The 18,789-nt window shown below is 62.8% G+C and carries 18 protein-coding genes and 1 pseudogene; 9 read left to right on the forward strand and 10 right to left on the reverse strand.

Features of this window, described 5'->3' with window-relative positions; translation table 11 throughout:
- Positions 1–3 precede the first annotated feature (3 nt).
- Together EOA19_RS19380 and EOA19_RS19385 are read right to left on the reverse strand one after the other, a co-directional pair.
- Complete coding sequence (locus tag EOA19_RS19380; protein ID WP_127295124.1) at positions 4–1,191, reverse strand: Gfo/Idh/MocA family oxidoreductase; 1,188 nt, start codon at positions 1,189–1,191, stop codon at positions 4–6.
- A 148-nt stretch (positions 1,192–1,339) separates the two neighbouring features.
- Positions 1,340–2,395 (reverse strand): sugar phosphate isomerase/epimerase, encoded by a 1,056-nt coding sequence (locus EOA19_RS19385; protein ID WP_128304518.1) that lies wholly within the window; start codon positions 2,393–2,395, stop codon positions 1,340–1,342.
- Positions 2,396–2,793: 398 nt separating this feature from the next.
- Here EOA19_RS19385 and EOA19_RS19390 point away from each other — a divergent pair, with 398 nt between their 5' ends.
- From EOA19_RS19390 to EOA19_RS19410, 5 genes are read left to right on the forward strand one after another with little or no spacing between them, the layout of a single operon-like run.
- A complete protein-coding gene (locus tag EOA19_RS19390) occupies positions 2,794–3,681 on the forward strand; it encodes a sugar phosphate isomerase/epimerase (RefSeq protein WP_023812461.1) in 888 nt (295 codons plus the stop codon).
- A gap of 60 nt (positions 3,682–3,741) precedes the next feature.
- On the forward strand, positions 3,742–4,911 hold the full coding sequence (locus EOA19_RS19395) for a mandelate racemase/muconate lactonizing enzyme family protein (RefSeq protein ID WP_023812460.1): 1,170 nt from the start codon (positions 3,742–3,744) through the stop codon (positions 4,909–4,911).
- A 2-nt stretch (positions 4,912–4,913) separates the two neighbouring features.
- Entirely contained in the window at positions 4,914–5,630 is a 717-nt protein-coding gene (locus EOA19_RS19400; RefSeq protein WP_023812459.1) for a FadR/GntR family transcriptional regulator, read from the forward strand.
- 5 nt (positions 5,631–5,635) lie between these two features.
- On the forward strand, positions 5,636–6,616 hold the full coding sequence (locus EOA19_RS19405) for a hydroxyacid dehydrogenase (RefSeq protein ID WP_128304519.1): 981 nt from the start codon (positions 5,636–5,638) through the stop codon (positions 6,614–6,616).
- 42 nt (positions 6,617–6,658) lie between these two features.
- Positions 6,659–7,045, forward strand: a complete 387-nt coding sequence (locus EOA19_RS19410) for a hypothetical protein (RefSeq protein WP_128304520.1) — start codon at positions 6,659–6,661, stop codon at positions 7,043–7,045.
- An 18-nt stretch (positions 7,046–7,063) separates the two neighbouring features.
- Here EOA19_RS19410 and EOA19_RS19415 read toward each other — a convergent pair whose 3' ends face one another.
- The gene (locus EOA19_RS19415) at positions 7,064–8,359 is read right to left on the reverse strand and encodes an amidase (RefSeq protein ID WP_128304521.1); all 1,296 of its coding nucleotides are present in this window, start codon (positions 8,357–8,359) and stop codon (positions 7,064–7,066) included.
- A gap of 106 nt (positions 8,360–8,465) precedes the next feature.
- On the opposite strand from EOA19_RS19415, the gene EOA19_RS19420 reads away from it, so the two are divergent.
- On the forward strand, positions 8,466–8,813 hold the full coding sequence (locus tag EOA19_RS19420) for a GFA family protein (protein WP_128304522.1): 348 nt from the start codon (positions 8,466–8,468) through the stop codon (positions 8,811–8,813).
- Positions 8,814–8,909: 96 nt separating this feature from the next.
- On the opposite strand, the gene EOA19_RS19425 is transcribed toward EOA19_RS19420, so the two are convergent.
- Positions 8,910–10,124, reverse strand: a complete 1,215-nt coding sequence (locus EOA19_RS19425) for an MFS transporter (protein WP_128304523.1) — start codon at positions 10,122–10,124, stop codon at positions 8,910–8,912.
- Between the two features lie 92 nt (positions 10,125–10,216).
- Here EOA19_RS19425 and EOA19_RS19430 point away from each other — a divergent pair, with 92 nt between their 5' ends.
- The 3 genes and pseudogenes from EOA19_RS19430 (at position 10,217) to EOA19_RS19440 (ending at position 13,072) form a co-directional block, all read left to right on the forward strand.
- The gene (locus EOA19_RS19430) at positions 10,217–11,200 is read left to right on the forward strand and encodes an AraC family transcriptional regulator (protein ID WP_128304524.1); all 984 of its coding nucleotides are present in this window, start codon (positions 10,217–10,219) and stop codon (positions 11,198–11,200) included.
- Positions 11,201–11,498: 298 nt separating this feature from the next.
- Positions 11,499–12,469, forward strand: a pseudogene (locus EOA19_RS19435) (AraC family transcriptional regulator).
- A 171-nt stretch (positions 12,470–12,640) separates the two neighbouring features.
- Entirely contained in the window at positions 12,641–13,072 is a 432-nt protein-coding gene (locus EOA19_RS19440; RefSeq protein ID WP_128304525.1) for a DUF4437 domain-containing protein, read from the forward strand.
- A gap of 13 nt (positions 13,073–13,085) precedes the next feature.
- Here the strand turns inward: EOA19_RS19440 and EOA19_RS19445 are convergent, their stop codons facing one another.
- The 6 genes from EOA19_RS19445 to EOA19_RS19470 form a co-directional block, all read right to left on the reverse strand.
- Positions 13,086–14,189 (reverse strand): ABC transporter ATP-binding protein, encoded by a 1,104-nt coding sequence (locus EOA19_RS19445; RefSeq protein WP_128304526.1) that lies wholly within the window; start codon positions 14,187–14,189, stop codon positions 13,086–13,088.
- On the reverse strand, positions 14,189–15,292 hold the full coding sequence (locus EOA19_RS19450; RefSeq protein WP_128304527.1) for an ABC transporter ATP-binding protein: 1,104 nt from the start codon (positions 15,290–15,292) through the stop codon (positions 14,189–14,191). Before EOA19_RS19450 ends, EOA19_RS19445 begins: the two co-directional genes overlap by 1 nt.
- Positions 15,289–15,510 carry a hypothetical protein gene (locus EOA19_RS19455; RefSeq protein ID WP_127293505.1) on the reverse strand — a complete coding sequence of 74 codons (222 nt, stop codon included), beginning with the start codon at positions 15,508–15,510 and terminating at the stop codon, positions 15,289–15,291. Before EOA19_RS19455 ends, EOA19_RS19450 begins: the two co-directional genes overlap by 4 nt.
- Positions 15,507–16,466: a carbohydrate ABC transporter permease gene (locus EOA19_RS19460; RefSeq protein ID WP_013529496.1), complete on the reverse strand. Its 960-nt coding sequence runs from the start codon at positions 16,464–16,466 to the stop codon at positions 15,507–15,509. Before EOA19_RS19460 ends, EOA19_RS19455 begins: the two co-directional genes overlap by 4 nt.
- A gap of 1 nt (position 16,467) precedes the next feature.
- The gene (locus tag EOA19_RS19465; protein WP_013529495.1) at positions 16,468–17,373 is read right to left on the reverse strand and encodes a sugar ABC transporter permease; all 906 of its coding nucleotides are present in this window, start codon (positions 17,371–17,373) and stop codon (positions 16,468–16,470) included.
- 65 nt (positions 17,374–17,438) lie between these two features.
- A complete protein-coding gene (locus EOA19_RS19470) occupies positions 17,439–18,755 on the reverse strand; it encodes an extracellular solute-binding protein (protein WP_127293507.1) in 1,317 nt (438 codons plus the stop codon).
- Positions 18,756–18,789 lie beyond the last annotated feature (34 nt).

The raw sequence follows: 18,789 nt of genomic DNA on the forward strand, positions 1-18,789 counted from the left end.
ATTTCAGAGCTTCGTCCACGCCCCATTCTTCTTCGACGACTTCACGCAGGCCTCGATGAAGGCCATGCCCTCGACGCCGTCCTGGATGGTCGGGAAGACGACGTCCTTGGCCGGCTTGCCGCCCTTGCGGCGTGCCGCGCGGATGGCGCGCGCGGCCTCCTGGTAGATGTTGGCGAAACCTTCGAGATAGCCTTCCGGATGACCTGACGGCACGCGGCTGACACGGCCCGCCACCGGCAGCGCGCCGGCGCCGTTGCGGGTGATCAGTTGCTTCGGCTGGCCGAACGGCGTGTACCAGAGATAGTTCGGGTCGGCCTGCACCCATTCCAGCCCACCCTTCGAACCGTAGATGCGCAGTTTCAGCCCGTTCTCATGGCCGGGCGCCACCTGGCTTGCCCAGATCATGCCCTTGGCCGGATGCGTCTTGCCGACCGGCTTGAAGCGCAGCATGACGTTGACGTTGTCATCGAGTAGCCGGCCCGGCACGAAGGCGTCGAGATCGGCCGACAGGGAGTCCAGTTCCAGCCCCGAGACGAAGCGGGCGAGGTTGTAGGCATGCGTGCCGATATCGCCCAGCGCACCGCCGGCGCCTGCCTGCTTGGGGTCGGAGCGCCACGCCGCCTGCTTCTGGCCTGTCGCGGCCAAATCCTCGGTCAGCCAGTCCTGCGGATATTCGGACTGCACGATGCGGATGTCGCCGAGCACACCCTTGGCGACCATTTCGCGTGCTTGCCGGATCATCGGATAGGCGGTGTAGTTGTGCGTCAGCACGAACACCTTGCCGGTCTTCTCGACTATCGCCGCAAGCTTTTTTGCTTCGGCGAGCGTCGTCGCCAGCGGCTTGTCGCAGATGACGTGGATGCCGGCCTCGAGGAAGGCTTTTGCCGCCGGCACATGGACATTGTTGGGCGTGACGATGGCCACTGCCTCGATGCCGTCGGGGCGCTTCGCCTCCGCCTTGGCCATCTCGGCATAGGATGCATAGCTGCGTGCGGGATCAAGCCCCAGTTCGGCCGCTGATGCCTTGGCACGGGCCGGGTCGGCTGACAAAGCGCCGGCAACCAGCACGAAGTCGTTGTCCAGCCGCGCCGCGATCCGATGCACCGCGCCGATGAAGGCACCTTGCCCGCCGCCGACCATGCCGTAGCGGATCGGGCCGCCTCCCGTTTCCGACTTTGATGCGCCGACCATGTCTTTCTCCCTCGTTGTCTCACCTCCCTTGAGGGGAGGTCGATCCGTGCAGCGGATCGGGTGGGGTTGCCGGACGTAGAGCTCGGCATGAACCGACCCCTCCCGGCCCTTCGGGCCACCCTCCCCTCGAGGGGGAGGGGAAACCGCGTCAGATTCCCATCATGGCGCGCAGCAACTTCTTGTCGGTGGTGCCACCGGCGAAATCGTCGAATGCCTTTTCGGTCACTCGGATGATGTGATGCTCGATGAAAGGCGCGCCCTCGGCCGCGCCGTCCTCCGGATGCTTCAGGCAGCACTCCCACTCCAGCACCGCCCAGGAATCATAATTATACTGTGTCAGCTTGGAGAAGATGCCGCCGAAATCCACCTGTCCGTCGCCCAGCGAACGGAAGCGGCCGGCACGGTTGGTCCAGCTCTGATAGCCGGAATAGACGCCTTGCCGGCCGGTCGGGTTGAACTCTGCGTCCTTGACGTGAAACGCCTTGATGCGCTCGTGATAGATGTCGATGAATTCGAGATAGTCGAGCTGCTGCAGCAGGAAATGCGACGGATCGTAATTGATGTTGCAGCGCTTGTGGCCGCCGACCGCATCGAGGAACATCTCGAAGGTGGCGCCGTCGAACACGTCTTCCCCGGGATGAATCTCGTAGCCTATATCGACGCCATTATCCTCATAGACATCGAGGATCGGCTTCCAGCGCTTGCCGAGCTCAGCGAACGCTTCCTCGATCAGCCCGGCCGGCCGCTGCGGCCAGGGGTAGAGGTAGGGAAAGGCCAGCGCTCCCGAGAAGCTGACCGAGGCCTTGAGGCCAAGGTTCTTCGAGGCCTTGGCCCCGAACTCCATCTGTTCGACCGCCCATTTTTGCCGTGCCTTGGGATTGTTGTGCACTGAAGCCGGCGCAAAGCCGTCGAACTGCGCGTCATAGGCAGGATGCACCGCCACCAGTTGCCCCTGCAGATGCGTCGACAGCTCGGTGATCTCGACGCCGGCATCCGCGCAGATGCCCTTCACCTCATCGCAATAGGCCTTGGAAGAAGCCGCCTTCTTGAGGTCGAACAGCCGCGCGTCCCAGGTCGGGATCTGCACGCCCTTGTAGCCGAGACCGGCCGCCCATTTGGTGATCGACGCCAGTGAGTTGAACGGCGCGGCGTCGCCCGCGAACTGCGCCAGAAACAGCCCAGGGCCCTTCATTGTCGTCGGCATCGGCATCCTCCCTCATTTCTCTCGACCGAGCATAGCGCCGATTGGAAACAGGGCCAGCCACTTTGGTCTTTTCTCAACGGGTGCTTGCACGCACCGCCATTCTGGTATTACCAAATGTGGAAATTTGGTCAAGCCATGCAATGCGCCACCAAGACCCTAAAATCACCCGGTGCAGGCCTATATATCTCAATATAATCAAGCAAATAATCCCCAGCGAAAGTTGCATCCCAGCGCTTCTTGCCGATCTGGAGAATTTGCTGTAGACCTCGCTTCAGGCCCAATTGGTCGAACCAGTTTGCGAGAAAAGGCTGGGAACGCCTTGGGGAGGAACCTTTGTGTCGCCTTTTGGCGATGCATGTCGCAGGCGAACCATAGAGACGAGTTGGGAAGGACAGACCATGCATCTTTCGACGCACAACTGGATGCGCGCGGAACCCTTGGAGACGACGCTCAAGCGCATCAAGAAATTCGGCTATGAGTCGATCGAGATTTCCGGCGAGCCCGAGCAGTACAAGACCAAGGAGACCCGGGCGCTGCTGAAGGAGCATGGTATTCGCTGCTGGGGCGCGGTGACCCTGATGCTGGGCGAGCGCAACCTTGCCGCCAGGAACCAGGGCCAGCGCGAGCGTTCCGTTCAGTATGTCAAGGATGTGCTGACCATGGTCAGCGAACTCGATGGCGAGATCATCACGCTGGTTCCGGCAACCGTGGGCAAGGTCGTGCCTGACGGGACCGAAGAAGAGGAATGGAAGTGGGTCGTCGACGCCACCCGTGAATGCTTCACCCACGCCAAAAAGGTCGGCGTCAAGATCGCGGTAGAGCCGCTCAACCGCTTCGAGACCTATCTGTTCAATCGCGGCGCCCAGGCACTCGCTCTGGCCGACGCGGTCAGCCCCGAATGCGGCGTCTGCCTCGATGCCTATCACATCCACATGGAAGAATTTAACGTCTATGACGCGATCCGGCAGGCCGGAAAGCGCCTGTTCGACTTCCATGTCGCCGACAACAACCGGTTTGCCGCCGGCCTCGGCCAGATCGACTGGCCGAAGATCGTCGCCACCTTGCGCGAGATCGGCTACGATGGCGCGCTGACCAATGAGTTCGTCGCGCCCGTCGACCGGACGCCGGCAGCCCCCTATCCCGACATGGTCGAGCGCAATCCGGTCGACATCTCGCCCGAGCAGCTGAAGTTCATCCAGGACCACGGCTCCAGCGTGCTCACCGAGAAATTCTACACCGACCAGATGCGCATCAACGCCGAGACGTTGCTGCCGCTGATCAAGTAGCCGACTGCCTCTGGGAAATTCGCCCTTCCGCCCTGACCGGCGGCGGGGCTGGGGAAGAATATGCGTATCAAGTCCGTCCAAGCCTGGTGGATCCGCGTTCCGATCGAAGCCGCTCGGCAGCACCGCAGCGACTTCGGTCAGGTGACGACCTTCGACGCCGCCATCCTGCGCATCGAGACCGATGACGGGCTGGTCGGCTGGGGCGAAGGCAAGAACGCCGCTGGCAGTGCCGGCAGCTACGGTGCGCTCGTCCACATGCTGAACCATGAGGTCGGGCCGCAACTGGTCGGCCGCGATCCGGCCGACATCGGCGTCATATGGGAGATGCTCTACAATGGCGTGCGCCACGACAGCGCCGCGCGTGGCGGCCACGCCATGCCGCAACTGGCGCGGCGCGGCATGAGCATCGCCGCCATCAGCGCCGTCGACATCGCGCTGTGGGACATTCTTGGCAAATCGCTTGGCGTTCCGGTCTGGCGGCTGCTCGGCGGCCGCAAGCTCGATCGCATGCCGGCCTATGCGTCCGGCGGCTGGGCAGCCGCCGACGCCATCGGCGAGCAGTTGAAGTCCTATATCGCCAAGGGCGGTTTCAAGGCACTGAAGATGCGCGTTGGCGCCATGGATGGCGCGGCACACATTTCCGCCACCCGCGTGCGGGCCGCACGGCAGGCGCTCGGCCCCGATGTCGAACTGATGGTCGACGCGCACGGCACCTACACGGTGGCCGAGGCCAAGCGCTTCATCCACCTTGTCAACGATTTGGACCTCGCCTGGTTCGAGGAACCTATTATCGCTGACGACAAGCCCGGCATGGCTGAAGTGCGGGCGTCAGGTGCCGTCCCGATCGCCACCGGCGAAAGCGAGGCGACACGCTATGCCTTCCGCGACCTTGCCGTGCTCAAAGCCGCCGACATCTTCCAGCCTGATCCCGCTTTCTGCGGCGGCATCAGCGAGGCGATGAAGATCGGCACCATCGCCAGCGCCTTCAATTTGCGCTTTGCACCCCATTTGTGGGCCGGCGCGCCCTGTTTTTTCGCAGGCTTGCATGTCTGCGCCGCCTCGCCGTCGAGTTTCACCGTCGAATATTCGCTTGGCGCCAACCCGATGATCCATGATCTGGTCGAAGAGACTGTCGAAGCCAGGGACGGTATGATAGCGATCCCGGAAAAACCGGGTCTGGGATTCACCATTTCGGAGCGGTTCCTGGAGGCGCACGCGCAACGCGGTTGACGATGAAAGAAAAGAACCTCCTCGCAGAACTCGCTGCCTACCTGTTCTCCCATTCGGACAAGGAGAGCGGCCGAACGCCTTCGGAACGCGAACTGGCGGAGCATTTCGCCGTCAGCCGCGGTCAGATCCGCGAGGCGCTGGCCATCCTGGAGGCCATGCGCATCGTCGAGCGTCGAGCCAAGTCCGGTATCTACATCGACACCAAGCAGGCCAGTGTGGAGGCCATGGCGCTTTTTGCCCGCGCAGGCCTGCCGCTCGACCCGATCCAGATCTACGAGACGGTCGAACTGCGCAAGATCCACGAGATCAAGGCGGCCGAACTTGCCTGTTCGCGCGCCACCGAGGAGAATTTCGAGCGGCTGCGCGAAATCCTGAAGGCTTCGGAAGAGCGCATCGCCGCCGGTGAAGGGCTTGCCAGGGAAGACCGCGAATTCCACCTCGAAATCGTGCGCGCCACCAAGAACAGCGTCTTCCACAATGTCTGCAGCGTCTACTACATGATGGGCGAGCAGCGCCTGCCGATCTATTTCAACGACCCCGAGCGCAACCTGCGCTCGCATGCCGAGCATATCCAGATCTATGAGGCGCTGCTGCGCCGCGACGGCAATCTCGCCCAGGCGCTGATGAGCGCCCATCTTCAAGGGGCTGAGAGCTACTGGAAAGGCCTGATCGAGGGCCATGGCGAGGAGCCGCAAAGCCCGGCGCTCGAAAGAGCCTGATCGACATGGCCCGTATCCTCACGACCCACGCCCTGCACCCGCGCGCCTCGGCCATGCTCTCAGGCGCCGGCGAACTCGTCGTCGCCTCCGCCATCGATCCGGCCACGCTGGCCGCCGAGGCTAAAAATGCCGAGATCGTCATCGTGCGCGCGCCGCTGCCACCACAGCTTTTCGACGGCGCAAAGCTGCTGAAGGCGGCAATCCGCCATGGCGCCGGGCTCGACATGATCCCCATGGAAGCAGCGACCGTCGCCGGCGTGCTGGTGGCGAACGTGCCGGCGGTCAATGCCCGCTCGGTTGCCGAGCACGTCATGTTTGCGGCGCTTGCTTTGCTGCGCAATTTCCGCGCCGTCGACCGCGACCTGCGCACCAAAGGCTGGCTCGCCGGCCGCGAGCACGCCAATTCCAACATCGAGCTTGCCGGCAAGACGATCGGCATCGTCGGCCTCGGTGCCGTCGGCCAGGCGGTCGGCCATATCGCCGCGCACGGCTTCGACTTGAAGGTGGTGGCAACGACGCGCAGCATGCAGCCGGCGCCGGACAAGGTCGGCTTCCTGTCGATCGACGCGCTGGTCGAGCAGAGCGACATCATCGTGCTCTGCTGCCCGCTGACGCCGGAAACGCGCGGCCTGATCAACCGTGAGCGGATCGCCCGAATGAAGCCCAATGCGCTGCTGATCAACGTGTCGCGCGGACCGGTCATCGACGACGACGCGCTGATCGAGGCGTTGCAGAAACGCCGTATCGGCGGCGCCGCGCTCGACGTGTTTGCGACGCAGCCGCTGCCGTCGAATCATCCCTATTTCGGCTTCGACACTGTCATCATCACGCCGCACATGGCCGGGATCACCGAAGAATCGATGATGCGCATGGGCGTCGGCGCGGCGGGTGAAGCCTTGCTGGTGCTGGCCAACAAGCTGCCGGTCAATCTGCGCAATCCGGAAGTGGTCGATCACTACCGGCGGCGGTTTCCGGAGAGCCTGTAACACATCGCGGTTTCGCCCCAATTCTCCGCGACGTTGAGAGCCATGTCCGATCCACGCCTCGCATCCCTGGTAGCCGTCGTGTGTTCGCTCTGCGCCATGCCGTCATTCGCGGCCGAAAGCAGCTATGTCTATTGTGACAACGGGCTGCGCTGCTTCAAGGCGCCCTGCCCATCGAACAGCGCGCTCGACCTTGGCACCGGCACGATCATCAAGGGCGTGTCGATCGACCCCAGCGGATTGCCGCAGGCCGACAAGGCGATAACCGATCTTTCCGACGCGCTTTATGCCGGCAAGATCGTCGTCAGAGGCTCGATCGAGCACCGCACCCAGACGATCACCGGCAAGGAGCACAATCTCCCCTGGCTGGTCGCGACCCATATTGTGCGGACCGCCAAGGACAGCGAACGCAAGCACTGTTCGTCGCGCTGATAGGCAGGTCAGCCCTGGTCACGCGCCAAGCAGCTGTTCTATTTCAGCAGCAATCCGCAGCAGGCGCCGGTCGTGCCCGTTGCGCGCCACCAGCATCAATCCGGCGGGCAGCGCCGTGCCCGGCATCGGCAGCGAGATTGCGCAGAGATCGAACTGGTTGGCGACCTGCGTGTTGCGCAGCAGCAGGCCTTCGGTGCGGTCGCGCAACTCGGCATCGTCAGACATCGAAACGATGGTCGGCGCCGTCACCGGCGTGGTCGGCAGAGCCAGCACATCGACCGATGCCAGCCGCTCGTCCATGGCGGCGACGAGCGCTGTGCGGCGGCGCATTGCCCTGATGTAGACAGGCGTCGGCAGCATTGCCGCCCGCGACAAAGGTCCGCTGACATGCGGGTCGACCGGCACCGAAGCCCCTGTCGCCAGCCAGTCGGCATGCACTTCGGCCCCTTCCATCGCAGCGATCGAACCCCGCTTGGTGGCAGCCCGCATATCGGCAAGCAGATCGTCGATCGACAGGTCGGCGATCCGCGCGCCCGTCTGTTCGATCTTGCCAAGGCAGCGGTCGAACGCGGTCGCCACCTCGTCTTCCGTCTCTTCGAAAAGAACGCCGCGTGGAATGCCGACGCGAAGCCCTGCAAGGGCAATCGGCGTCAGCGCGGTCGGCACTTCACCGGCCATTACGGCGTCGGCGGCGGCACATTGGGCGACGGTTCGGGCAAGCGGACCGATCGAGTCCAGCGTGGCGGACAGCGGGAACGCGCCGGCAAGAGGCACGCGCCGCGCAGTCGGCTTGAAGCCGACGACACCGTTGAGTGAAGCCGGAATGCGTATCGAACCGCCGGTGTCGGAACCGATCGATATTTCGCTCGTCGCCTCACCGACCGAGACGCCGGCGCCTGAGGAAGATCCGCCCGGAATGCGGCTGGCGTCCACGGCATTGCCGGGCGTGCCATAGTGCTGGTTGTCGCCGATCGCGGTGAAGGCGAATTCGGTCATGTTGGTCTTGCCGATAATGACCGCGCCGGCTTGCCGCAGCCGGCTGACGATCACGGCATCGCGCAGCGGAGGTGCTGCGGTCCTAAGCATCAGCGAGCCAGCCGTGGTTGGCTCGCCGGCGACATCGAACAAATCCTTGATCGAGACGATGGTGCCGTCGAGCGGCCCTAGCGTCACACTTGCCCGCTTGCGGGCATCGCTGGCATCAGCCGCGGCCCGTGCGGCTTCGGCATAGAGCTTCGTGAACACGCGCTCTTCGCCGGCACGGGCGGCGAGGCGCGCGAGAATGGTTTCCAGATGATCACGAACGGATTGCATTTTCGGTGTCGGACTCCGAACGCCTTGAACGTCCTTGGGGCATGGCTTGCCGAGACTTAACCCGGCGCAGGCGGTTTTGCACCCTGTCTAATGCGAGGAAAATCCGATGCTCTACAAAGGCAGCTGCCACTGCGGCAAGGTCGCCTTCGAATTCAAGGCCGAACTGACGGGCGCCTTGCGGTGCAATTGCTCGATCTGCTCGCGCAAGGGCGCCCTGTTGTGTGCCATCCCGCACGGGACCTTGCAGGTCCTGGCCTGGGGCGACGATCTCGGCACCTACACATTCGGCAATCATGCCATCGCGCACCGGTTCTGCCGGGCCTGCGGCATCCATCCCTTTGCGGAGGATGTCCGCGAAGGCAGCGAACGCAGTGCCTACATCGACATCAACTGCGTGGCCGATCTCGACCCCTCGACCCTGTCGGTTTTCGATTTCGACGGGCGGTCGGCCTGAGTTTGTTCGCCCCTGCCATCACAACGGCAGCGGCCCGAGAACCGTGACAGTTCTCAGGCCGACGCGCAGTGTCAGGGAAGCCTGATCGCGTCCAGGCTACTCGGCGCGCTTCGGGCCGCGCAGGAACACCACGATGGCCGCCAGCAGTGTCGCCGCGCCGCAATAGGCGAAGGCGCTGGCCACGCCGGTATGGTCGACCAGCAGACCGCCGAAGACTGCGCCGAGCGCAATCGCCACCTGGAACGTCGCCACCATCAGCCCGCCGGCGCTTTCGGCCTGGTCGGGTGCTGCCCGCACCAGCCAGCTCTGCAGCCCGACCGGCACCGCGCCGAAAGCAAAGCCCCAGACCGCGACGGCGGCAGCGGCGATCGTCGGCGAAGCCCCGAAACCCAGCATCGAGGCGGCGGCCAGTGCGATCAGCAACGGCGCCAGCGCAACGGCTGCCTTGAGGCTGCGCTCGGCCAGGATACCGCCGGCGACATTGCCGAAGAAACCGCCAATGCCATAGGCCAGCAGCACCAGCGAGATCGTCTCGATGTCGAGCACGGGGACCTTCTCGAGGAAGGGACGGACATAGGTGAAGCCGGCAAAGTGTCCAGAAGCGACCAGCAGCACGACCAGCAGCGCCACCCTGATCGACGGACGCTTCAGCACGTCGAGCAAGGTGCGGAAGCTTGCAACACCCACGGGGGGCAATTTCGGAATGGTGGCCAGCTGCACCAGCAGCGCCAGGGCGGCGACGACGGTCGCAATCATGAATGCCGTGCGCCAGCCCCAGATGTCACCAACGTAAGCGCCGACCGGCGCCGCGCAGACGGTCGCCAGCGAGACGCCGGTCAGGATGATCGACATGGCGCGCGGCATCAATCGCATCGGCACCAGCCGCAGCGCCATCGCTGCCGACATCGCCCAGAAGCCGCCAAGTGCTACGCCGAGCACGACACGGGCAAGCAGAAGCACGGGCAGCGATGAGGCAAAGGTGGCCAGAAGATTGGACAGGATCAGGAATACGGTCAGCATCCACATCACCAGCCTGCGATCCATACGCCTGGTGATGATGGCCATGGTGGGTGCGGCAATGGCTCCGACGATCGCGGTTGCCGTCACCGCCTGTCCGGCCACGCCTTCGCTGACGCCGAGATCGCGCGCCATCGGTGTCAGCAGGCTGGCGGGGAGAAATTCAGCGGTGACGAGGCCAAAAACACCAAGTGCCAGCGAAACAACGGCGCCCCAGGCCGGCTCGGTTCGTTCGTCGGAGTCCGCAGGGTTCAAAAGTGTGGCGTCGATGACGCCTGTCGCCTGTTCGGCCATGGTCAGTCTCCGAGTTGTTTTGCAGCACAGCATCTGGCTGCAACGCAACATAGGGAGTGACCACCTGGAGCTTCCATGCTAGAAACCCCATCATGCTTGACAATTCGTCCAAAATTCCGATCACTGGCGACCCGCTCACCGACATTTTGCGTGGCTTGCGCCTCGATGGCGTCGAATACGGCCGCTTCGAACTGAAGGAACCCTGGGGCATTCAGTTTCCAGCCCAGCCAGCGGCGCGGTTTCATTTCATCGGCCGCAAAGGCTGCTGGCTGAAGCAGCCATCCGGCGAATGGGTGGAACTCAAGGCAGGCGACGCGGTGCTGCTGCCGCGCGGTGCGGCGCACGTGCTGGCCAGCGAGCCCGGCGCCCAGGCCTGGCCGATCCATGGCTACGAAGTCGAGGAGGTCTGCAAGGACGTCTACTGCACGTCGAACGAAGGCATGTCGGAATGCCGCCGGCCGGGAACCCTGTTGTTTTGCGGCAGCATGTACTTCAATCTCGATGGCCTGCATCCCCTGCTCGGCATGATGCCGGATGTGATGCGCACGCATGAGTTGGAAGCCTATGAGCCCGGCATTCCGCATCTGCTGGAATCGATGGAGCGTGAGGTGACGATGGAGCGCGTCGGCTCCGGCGGCATCCTGGCGCGGCTGGCCGACGTACTGGCCGCCACCGTCATCCGCTCATGGGTCGAGCGCGGCTGCGGCGACGCCTCCGGCTGGATCGCCGCCGTCAGGGACCCGGAAATCGGACGCGTGCTGGCAGCCATCCATCTCGAACCGAACCATGACTGGACGGTCGAGTCGCTGGCCCGGATGATGGGCGCCTCGCGATCGGGATTTGCCGAGCGTTTCGCCACCACCGTTGGCGAAACCCCGGCAAAATATGTCACCCAGGTCAGAATGCATCAGGCACGGCAATGGCTGGTCCGCGACCGGATTAAGATCTCCGTCGTTGCGGCGCGTCTCGGCTATGAATCGGACGCCGCCTTCAGCCGCGCCTTCAAGCGCGTCATCGGCTCGGCGCCCAGCCATCTCCGGGCCGAGGAACAGGCCGATATCCGCCAGGCCAGCTGACGCACAGGGTTCCGAACTCAGCTTGACAAAGGCAGCACCCAGTTCGGCGGTCCCGGCAGTTTTTTTGCCGGCAGCTTTTCGCGATAGGAATTTTTTCTTGACTCGGTGACCTCAGCTATGCTACATTTTTGCCCATGGTGCTGATTTGCGCCAGTGACCCGCCGCACAGGTGGGTTTTGCGTCTGATGCTACGTCAGCCGACGCCCCGGCGGAGGAACCCGTTGGCCCGAGTTTGTTGCCCCTGAGCTGACGCATGGAGGCCGTGACGGACTGGTGATTCCAGGCTAGAGAAATCAGCATGGTTTTCACCTCGCCCAAGACTGGCCTGCCGGCCTCGGACGGTCCGCTAACCGACATCTTGCGCGGATTGTGGCTCGATGGCGTCGACTATGGCCGCTGCGAACTTTCAAACCATGGGCCGTGTTGTTTCCTGCCCAGAAGGCAGCAAGGTTTCACTTTATCGGCCGCCGCCAATGCTGGCTGTTTTCGCCAGCCGGGGAATGGATTGAGCTGACACCCGGCGATGCATTGCTCTTGCCGCGCGGTGCCGAGCATGTCGTTGCCAGCGCGCCTGGCATTCCGGCCGTGCCGATCGAAAGCTACACTGTCGAGCCTTTGCAGGACAATGTCTTCAATGTCTCCAACGGCGGCCACGGCCCGAAAACCTTGCTGTTTTGCGGCAGCATGCACTTCAACCTGGACGGGTCGCACCCCTTGCTGGGCATGATGCCGGACATGATGCGCGCCAAGGAATTGATGGCTGGCGAGCCAGGTATTCCGCATCTGCTGGAAGCTATGGCCGGCGAAATCACCATGAACCGGGCCGGCTCTGGCGGCATGCTGGCGCGACTGGCCGACGTGCTGGCTGCAAGCATCATCCGTTCCTGGGTAGAAAACAGTGGCGGCGACACCAGAGGCTGGACCGCGGCGATCAAGGATCGCGACATCGGCCGCGTACTTGCCGCCATTCATCTGCAGCCCGACAGGAACTGGACTGTCGAAGCGCTGGCGCGCGAAATGGGCGCCTCGCGATCGGCCTTCGCCGAACGCTTCACGGCCATCGTTGGCGAAACACCGGCGAGATATGTCGCCCGGATACGTATGCACCAGGCGCGGCAATGGCTGATCGACGATCGGATGCGGGTTTCAGTGGTCGCCGCCAGACTGGGTTACGATTCCGAAGCATCGTTCAGCCGGGCGTTCAAGCGCATCATAGGCATCGCGCCCAGCCACCTGCGCACCGTCGACTGCACCTCCGAAAACCGCTGAGGCGATCCCGGATCCGCGGCCGTGGCTTGCCGGGTCTGGATGAATTGCCGGGTCTGGATGAATTGCCAAGCCTTCCGGACGCAATGCCATTGCCGGGCCACCCGCATGCAATAGCTTGCCAGAACCAAGCAGCCAGAGGCCGGCGTCCAGTCGGTCCGAAGAGGAGAACCAATGCCAAATTATCCGAAGGTCATCGCACTCGCCGTCATGCTTGCGGTTCCCGGGCGCGCCTTTGCCCTCGAGGACAGCTACCTGCCGGCCGACAAGATCCCCTATGTGGCGGAAGTACCCGACCAGCCGCATCGTCTTGGCCCATTGTGGGGCGAGCGGGCCAAGGGCCCGGCAGGCACGTTGCTGAAGGTTCCCGGCAACTGGCGTGCACCGGTCCATGCGCACACCGCGGATTATCGCGCGGTGGTCATAAAGGGGCTGTGGGCGCACTGGCAGATGGATGGCGGCGAGGCGACCAAGGTCGAACTGCCTCCTGGATCCTATTGGACCCAGAAGGCCGATGAGATGCATGACGACGCCTGCGTCTCCGACACGGAATGCGTGATCCTGCTGATCAACGACACGCCCTACGAAACCTACTTCCAGAAATAGGCTGGGATGCAGCCTATGAGGCGTGTCGCAAGCTGACGCCGCTGCCCTTGTCGAACAGCACCACCTTGTCGGGGTTCCAGGCAAAGCGCACCGCCTGCTCGATGGCGACGTCAGTCCTGGCCGGCACGGTGGCACGCAGCGTCGCGTCGCCGACGCGCAGCGTCAGGATCTTTTCGACGCCGTGGTTCTCGACGTCGTGGACACGCGCCTCGACCGGCGCGCCGCTCTCGAGATAGACGTCCTCGGGACGAATGCCGAAGACGAGCGGGCGACCGTCGGTCGCCGCACCCGCCTTTAGCCCCCCAAAAGTCTTGGCGCCCTGCGAAAAAGGCAGTTCGAAGTTCAACGGAGCCATCACCGCGCGGCCGTTCACAAGCTTGCCGTCGATGAGGTTCATCGGCGGCGAGCCGACGAAGCTTGCCACATAGGTGTCGCGCGGGTTGTTGTAGATCTCGTGCGGCGTACCGGTCTGGACGATGCGGCCATGGTTGAGCACGCCCACCTTGTCGCCCATCGACATCGCCTCGATCTGGTCGTGGGTGACGAACAGGAAGGTGGCGCCGAGCTGCATCTGCAGGTTCTTCAGTTCAGTCCGCAGCGCCTCGCGCAGCTTTGCGTCGAGCGCCGACAGCGGCTCGTCCATCAGGAACACACGCGGCTTGCGCACGATGGCGCGGCCGATCGAGACGCGCTGCATCTCGCCGCCGGACAGCCGATCCGTCTTGCGGTCGAGCAGATGCTCGATCCGCAGCGTACGGGCGGCACGGTCGACGCGATCCTTGATCTCGGCGTCGGGCAGCCGGCGGATTTTCGGCTTGAGCGGGAATTCTAGATTTTCGCGCACCGTGTAGCGCGGATAAAGCGAGTATTGCTGCAGCACCAGCGCCACGTCACGCTCGGCCGCACCCCAGTCGGCGACGTCGACGCCGTCGATGAAGACCTGGCCTTCGCTCGGCTTTTCCAGGCCGGCGATAAGCCGCAGCGTCGTCGTCTTGCCGGCGCCCGTCTCGCCCAGCAGCACGAAGAACTCGCCATCGGCAATATCAAGATCGAGCCCGGTGAGCGCAGTGTGGTTGCCGAAGGTCTTCGAGATGTTCTTGAGCTGGATATGGGCCATCAGAGTCTCACCTCAAGCGACTTGCCGCTTGCCTTGTCGAAGAAGTGCGCCTGGGTCGGGTCGATCCTGGCGAAGACCCTTTCACCGGGTCCGGCAACGAAGCCGCTCTTGGTGCGGGCCCGCAGCAACTCGGTTCCCACCTTGAGATCGACGATGTCGAAGGAGCCGAGCGGCTCGACGATATGCGTGTCGACAGGCACGAAGCCCTCGGTTGCCTCGCGCCGAATGAGCACGCCCTCCGGGCGGATGCCCAGCGCGAGCTGCCGCCCGGCATGGCCGTTGAGCTTCGACAGCAATGCCTGCGGAAATTCGAAGCCGGAAGCCGCGCCGCCGACCGTTACCGAGACCGCGGATCCGGTCTCGGCGACTGCGGCATCGGTGACATTCATCACCGGGCTGCCGACGAATTGCGCCACGAACAGATTTGCCGGCTGCGAATAGACCTCGTCCGGCGTGCCGACCTGCTGCAAGACGCCTGCGTGCATGATGACGATGCGGTCGGCCAGGCTCATGGCCTCGATCTGGTCGTGCGTGACATAGATGGTGGTCGAGCCCTGCTTGATGTGCAGCCGCTTGATTTCCGCGCGCATCTCCTCGCGCAGCTTGGCGTCGAGCGCGCCGATCGGCTCGTCCATCAGCATGGCCTTCGGCCGCCGCACCAGCGCCCGGCCGATGGCGACGCGCTGCATGTCGCCACCCGAGAGGGCCGACGGCTTCTTGTCCAGCAGATCGGTGATCTGCAGCGTCTTGGCCACGGAGCGAACCTCGCCGTCGATCTCCGTCTTGCTCTTGCGCGTGGCACGCAAGGGGAAGGCGATGTTCTCGTAGACGCTCATATGCGGATAGAGCGAGAACGACTGGAACACCATGGCGATGTCGCGGTCGGCGGCCTTCAAATGCTGTACCGGCTTGCCGTCGATGAAGATGTCGCCCTCGTCGATGGTTTCCAGCCCGGCGATGGCGCGCAGCGTTGTCGTCTTGCCGCAGCCCGACTGGCCGAGCAGCACGATGAACTCGTTGTCGGCGATCTTGAGGTTAAGGTCCTTGATGACCTGGACGGCGCCGAAGAATTTCTGGACGCCGCGAAGCTCGATCTGGGTCAATGCTGTGCTCCCGGATTGCGCACCTGGCCGGTGCCGGCCTTTTCCTCGGGCGCGATCTTGGAGGTTACGTTGAAGCCGACGAGTCCGATCAGGATGATGGTCAGGCCATAGGTGTGCAGCAGCATGCTCCAGGGCTGGCAGAGCGCGATGATGCCGAGCACCATCAGGATCTGCGATCCGGGCTCGAGGTATTTCTGGTTGATGGCGCGAAAACTCATTTGCGGATCGCTCCGAAGGACATGCCGCGCAACAGATGGTTGCGAAGCAGGAAGGTGAAGATGGCGACCGGCAGCAGGAACAGGAAGGTTCCGGAGGCGATCACCGTCCAGTCCGGCAGGCCCGAACCGACCTGGCTCGGGATGAAAGGAGGCGCGGTCTGGGCGCGGCGGTTGGTCATGATCAGCGCAAAGGCGTATTCGTTCCACGCGGTGATGAAACAGAACACGGCGGTGGCGGCGATGCCCGTGGCGGCCTCCGGCAGCACGATCTTGAAGAACGCCTCCATGCGCGTGTAGCCGTCGACAAGCGCTGCCTCCTCATACTCCTTCGGGATCTCGTCCATGAAACCCTTCATCAGCCAAACGGAGAAGGACAGGTTGAAGGCGGTGTAGAGAATGATCAGGCCCAGATGCGTGTCGTTGAGCCCGACTGCCCGGTACATCAGGAACATCGGAATGGCGACCACCACCGCCGGCAACATGCGCGTCGACAGGATGAAGAAGAGCAGGTCCGCCTCCCCTTTCACCTTGAAACGCGAGAAGCCATAGGCGGTGAATGTCCCCATGCCGACCGCCAACACCGTCGAGGTGATGGCGATGATGAGCGAATTCAGGAAGCGGCTCGGATATCCCGACCATTGCACCTGGCCCTTGCCGTCGCGCACGATCTTCTCGCCGCCGTCGAACACGACGCGCTCCCACCACGGGGCGGCGGCATATTCTTCGGCCGACGGCGGGCTGCGCAACTGTGAGCGCTTTGTGAAAAGTTTGACGAAAGGCGAGATGGTCGGCTCGAACATCACGGTCGGCGGGATCGTCGTGGCCAGGTTGCGTGGCTTGAACGAGGTCGCCACGATCCAGTAGATCGGCGCCAGGAAGATGATCGTCACCAAAAGAACGGCGACAATAGCGACCTTGTTGAGCGCCCGTTCACCCGAAGTCTGGACGGCCGCCATCTCAGCGCTCCTTAACTTTGTTGAGGTATTTCACATAGATGTTGGTGATCGCCAGCACCATGATCAGCACGATATAGGCAAGCGCGCAGGAGCGCCCTGTCTGCCATTCCTGGAAAGCCATCTTGTAGAGACGGATGGAAATCACCTCGGTGCTCGGCTGCGTCGACAGCACATAGGCAAGATCGAAAGTCTTGAAGGCTTCCATGGTGCGGAAGATGACCGCGATCATCAGGATCGGCGCGACCAGCGGCAGCGTGATGCGGAAGAAGGTATAGAACGGCCCGGCGCGGTCGATCGCGGCAGCTTCATAAAGATGCTTCGGCACCGCCGAAAGCCCGGCGAGCGACAACAGCATGACGAAGGGCGACCACATCCAGATGTCTGTGAACGCGACCGCGTAGAGCGCCATCTTCGGATCGCCGAGCCATTGGAATTTGCCGAGGTCGAGCACGTAGTTGATGACACCCCAGGACGGATCGTAGAGCAGTTTCCAGAACAGGCCGACCACCGCCATCGAAAGCATCATCGGCAAGAGCAGCAATGTCGTGATCAGGCCCTTGAGCGGAATGGTACGATTGAGCAGCATCGCCGTTCCAAAGCCGACGACAACCTGACCGACAACCGAGACGATGACGTATTTCGCGGTCACCGCGAAATTGTTCCAGATGTAAGGGTCGCTGAGGAGCTCGCGATAGTTCTTCAGTCCGACGAAATTGGCCGGCGCATTGGTCGATGCGCGGAAGTCGGTGAAGGAATAGCCGAGCGAATAGATCAACGGAAAGATGTTGAAGACGATCAGGAACACGATCGTCGGGATGATGAAGAGGTTGCGTATCGAAATGTCGCTGAGGCCGCGAGAGGCGGCTCTGGAGGAGGTATTCAGCGGTGTGATCATTGTGGTCGCCAAGACCTGCTCCCATTCCTGAAAAAGAAAACGGAGGAGGCACGGGCCTCCTCCGCACTACATGTCGGTTATTGGCCGCGGCCGTATTTCTTGAACGTGGCGTCCCAATCCTTCGCCAGCGCATCCAGCATTTCCTTGGCCGTACCATCGCCGTTTACGATGTACGGATAGACACGCTGGTTGAGCTGCTGCAGCAGTTCCGCATACTCCGGCACCGCCCAGAAGTCCTTGACCTTGAACATCGTGTCGTAGAAGGCCTTGTTGTAGGGCGTGGCGTTCTGGAACTCGGCCGATTCCAGCACGGCCTTGTTGCAGGTGTAGCCGCCGAGGGCCGCCCACTTCTTCTGCGTATCGTCCTGGATGAACCACTTCAGGAATTTCATCGCCTCTTCCTTGTTGTTGGAATAGGAGACGACGGAAATGCCCTGGCCGCCGAGCGCGGCGAACTGCTCACCACCTGGACCTGCCGGGTTGGCGAAGAAGCCGGTGTTCTTGGCATGCGGGTTCGACGCCTCGTTGATCAACGAGGGGAAGAAGGCGAAGTAGTTCATGCTCATCGCCGCCAGGCCTTCGGTGATGGCCTGGTTGTTCTCGACGAAAAAGGCGTTGGTCCAGCCCGGAGGCGTGAAGCCGAACAGCTTGCGGTAGTTTTCTGCCGCGGCTACCGCCTTGTCCGAGTTGATGATGCCGTCGACCTTGTAAGTGCCGAAGTCGCCGAGCTCACCGCCATACGAGAACAGCGCGTTCTCGAAGCCCATCGCCAGGCCGTCATACTGGTTCTGGGTGTAGATGGCGATGCCGTAGCGGTTCTGGTCGGGCCTATTGAAGAACTCCGCGATGTCGGTCATTTCCTTGAAGGTCTTGGGAACGGCAAGTTCGTAGCCATACTTGGCCTTGAACGCTTCCATTTCCTTCGGGTCCTCGAACCAGTCCTTGCGGTAGGCCCAGCCCACTGCGTCGCCCTCGGCGGGGATCGACCAGTATTTGCCGCTGTTGCCGGGATATTCGGAGTAGAACTTGACCGTCGCCGGAGCCATCTTGTCGAGAACCTGGTTCTCTTTGACGAAGTCGGTGAGGTCGACATAGTGACCGCCCTCGGAGGCGGCACCAAGCCATTGCGAGTCGCCGACGACCAGGTCATAGGCGCTGCCCTTGGCGTTGAACTCGGTGAAGGCCTTGGTCTGGAAATCGGCCCACGGGGTGGTTTCCACCGTGATCTTGACGCCGGTTTGCTTCTCGTACTCGTTGCCGAGCTCCTGCAGATAGTTTGCGGGATCCCATTCAGCCCAGAAGATGGTGAGTGATTTTTCCTGCGCGTAAACGGACGTTCCGCAGGCAAGCGTTAAGCCGATACCAGCAAGTACGCTGGTCACTAACTTGCGCATAATGATTTCCTCCCTTGTGCGCGTTCTACCTTAT

The organism is Mesorhizobium sp. M7A.F.Ca.US.010.02.1.1, from assembly GCF_004023085.1.
Classification (GTDB): domain Bacteria; phylum Pseudomonadota; class Alphaproteobacteria; order Rhizobiales; family Rhizobiaceae; genus Mesorhizobium.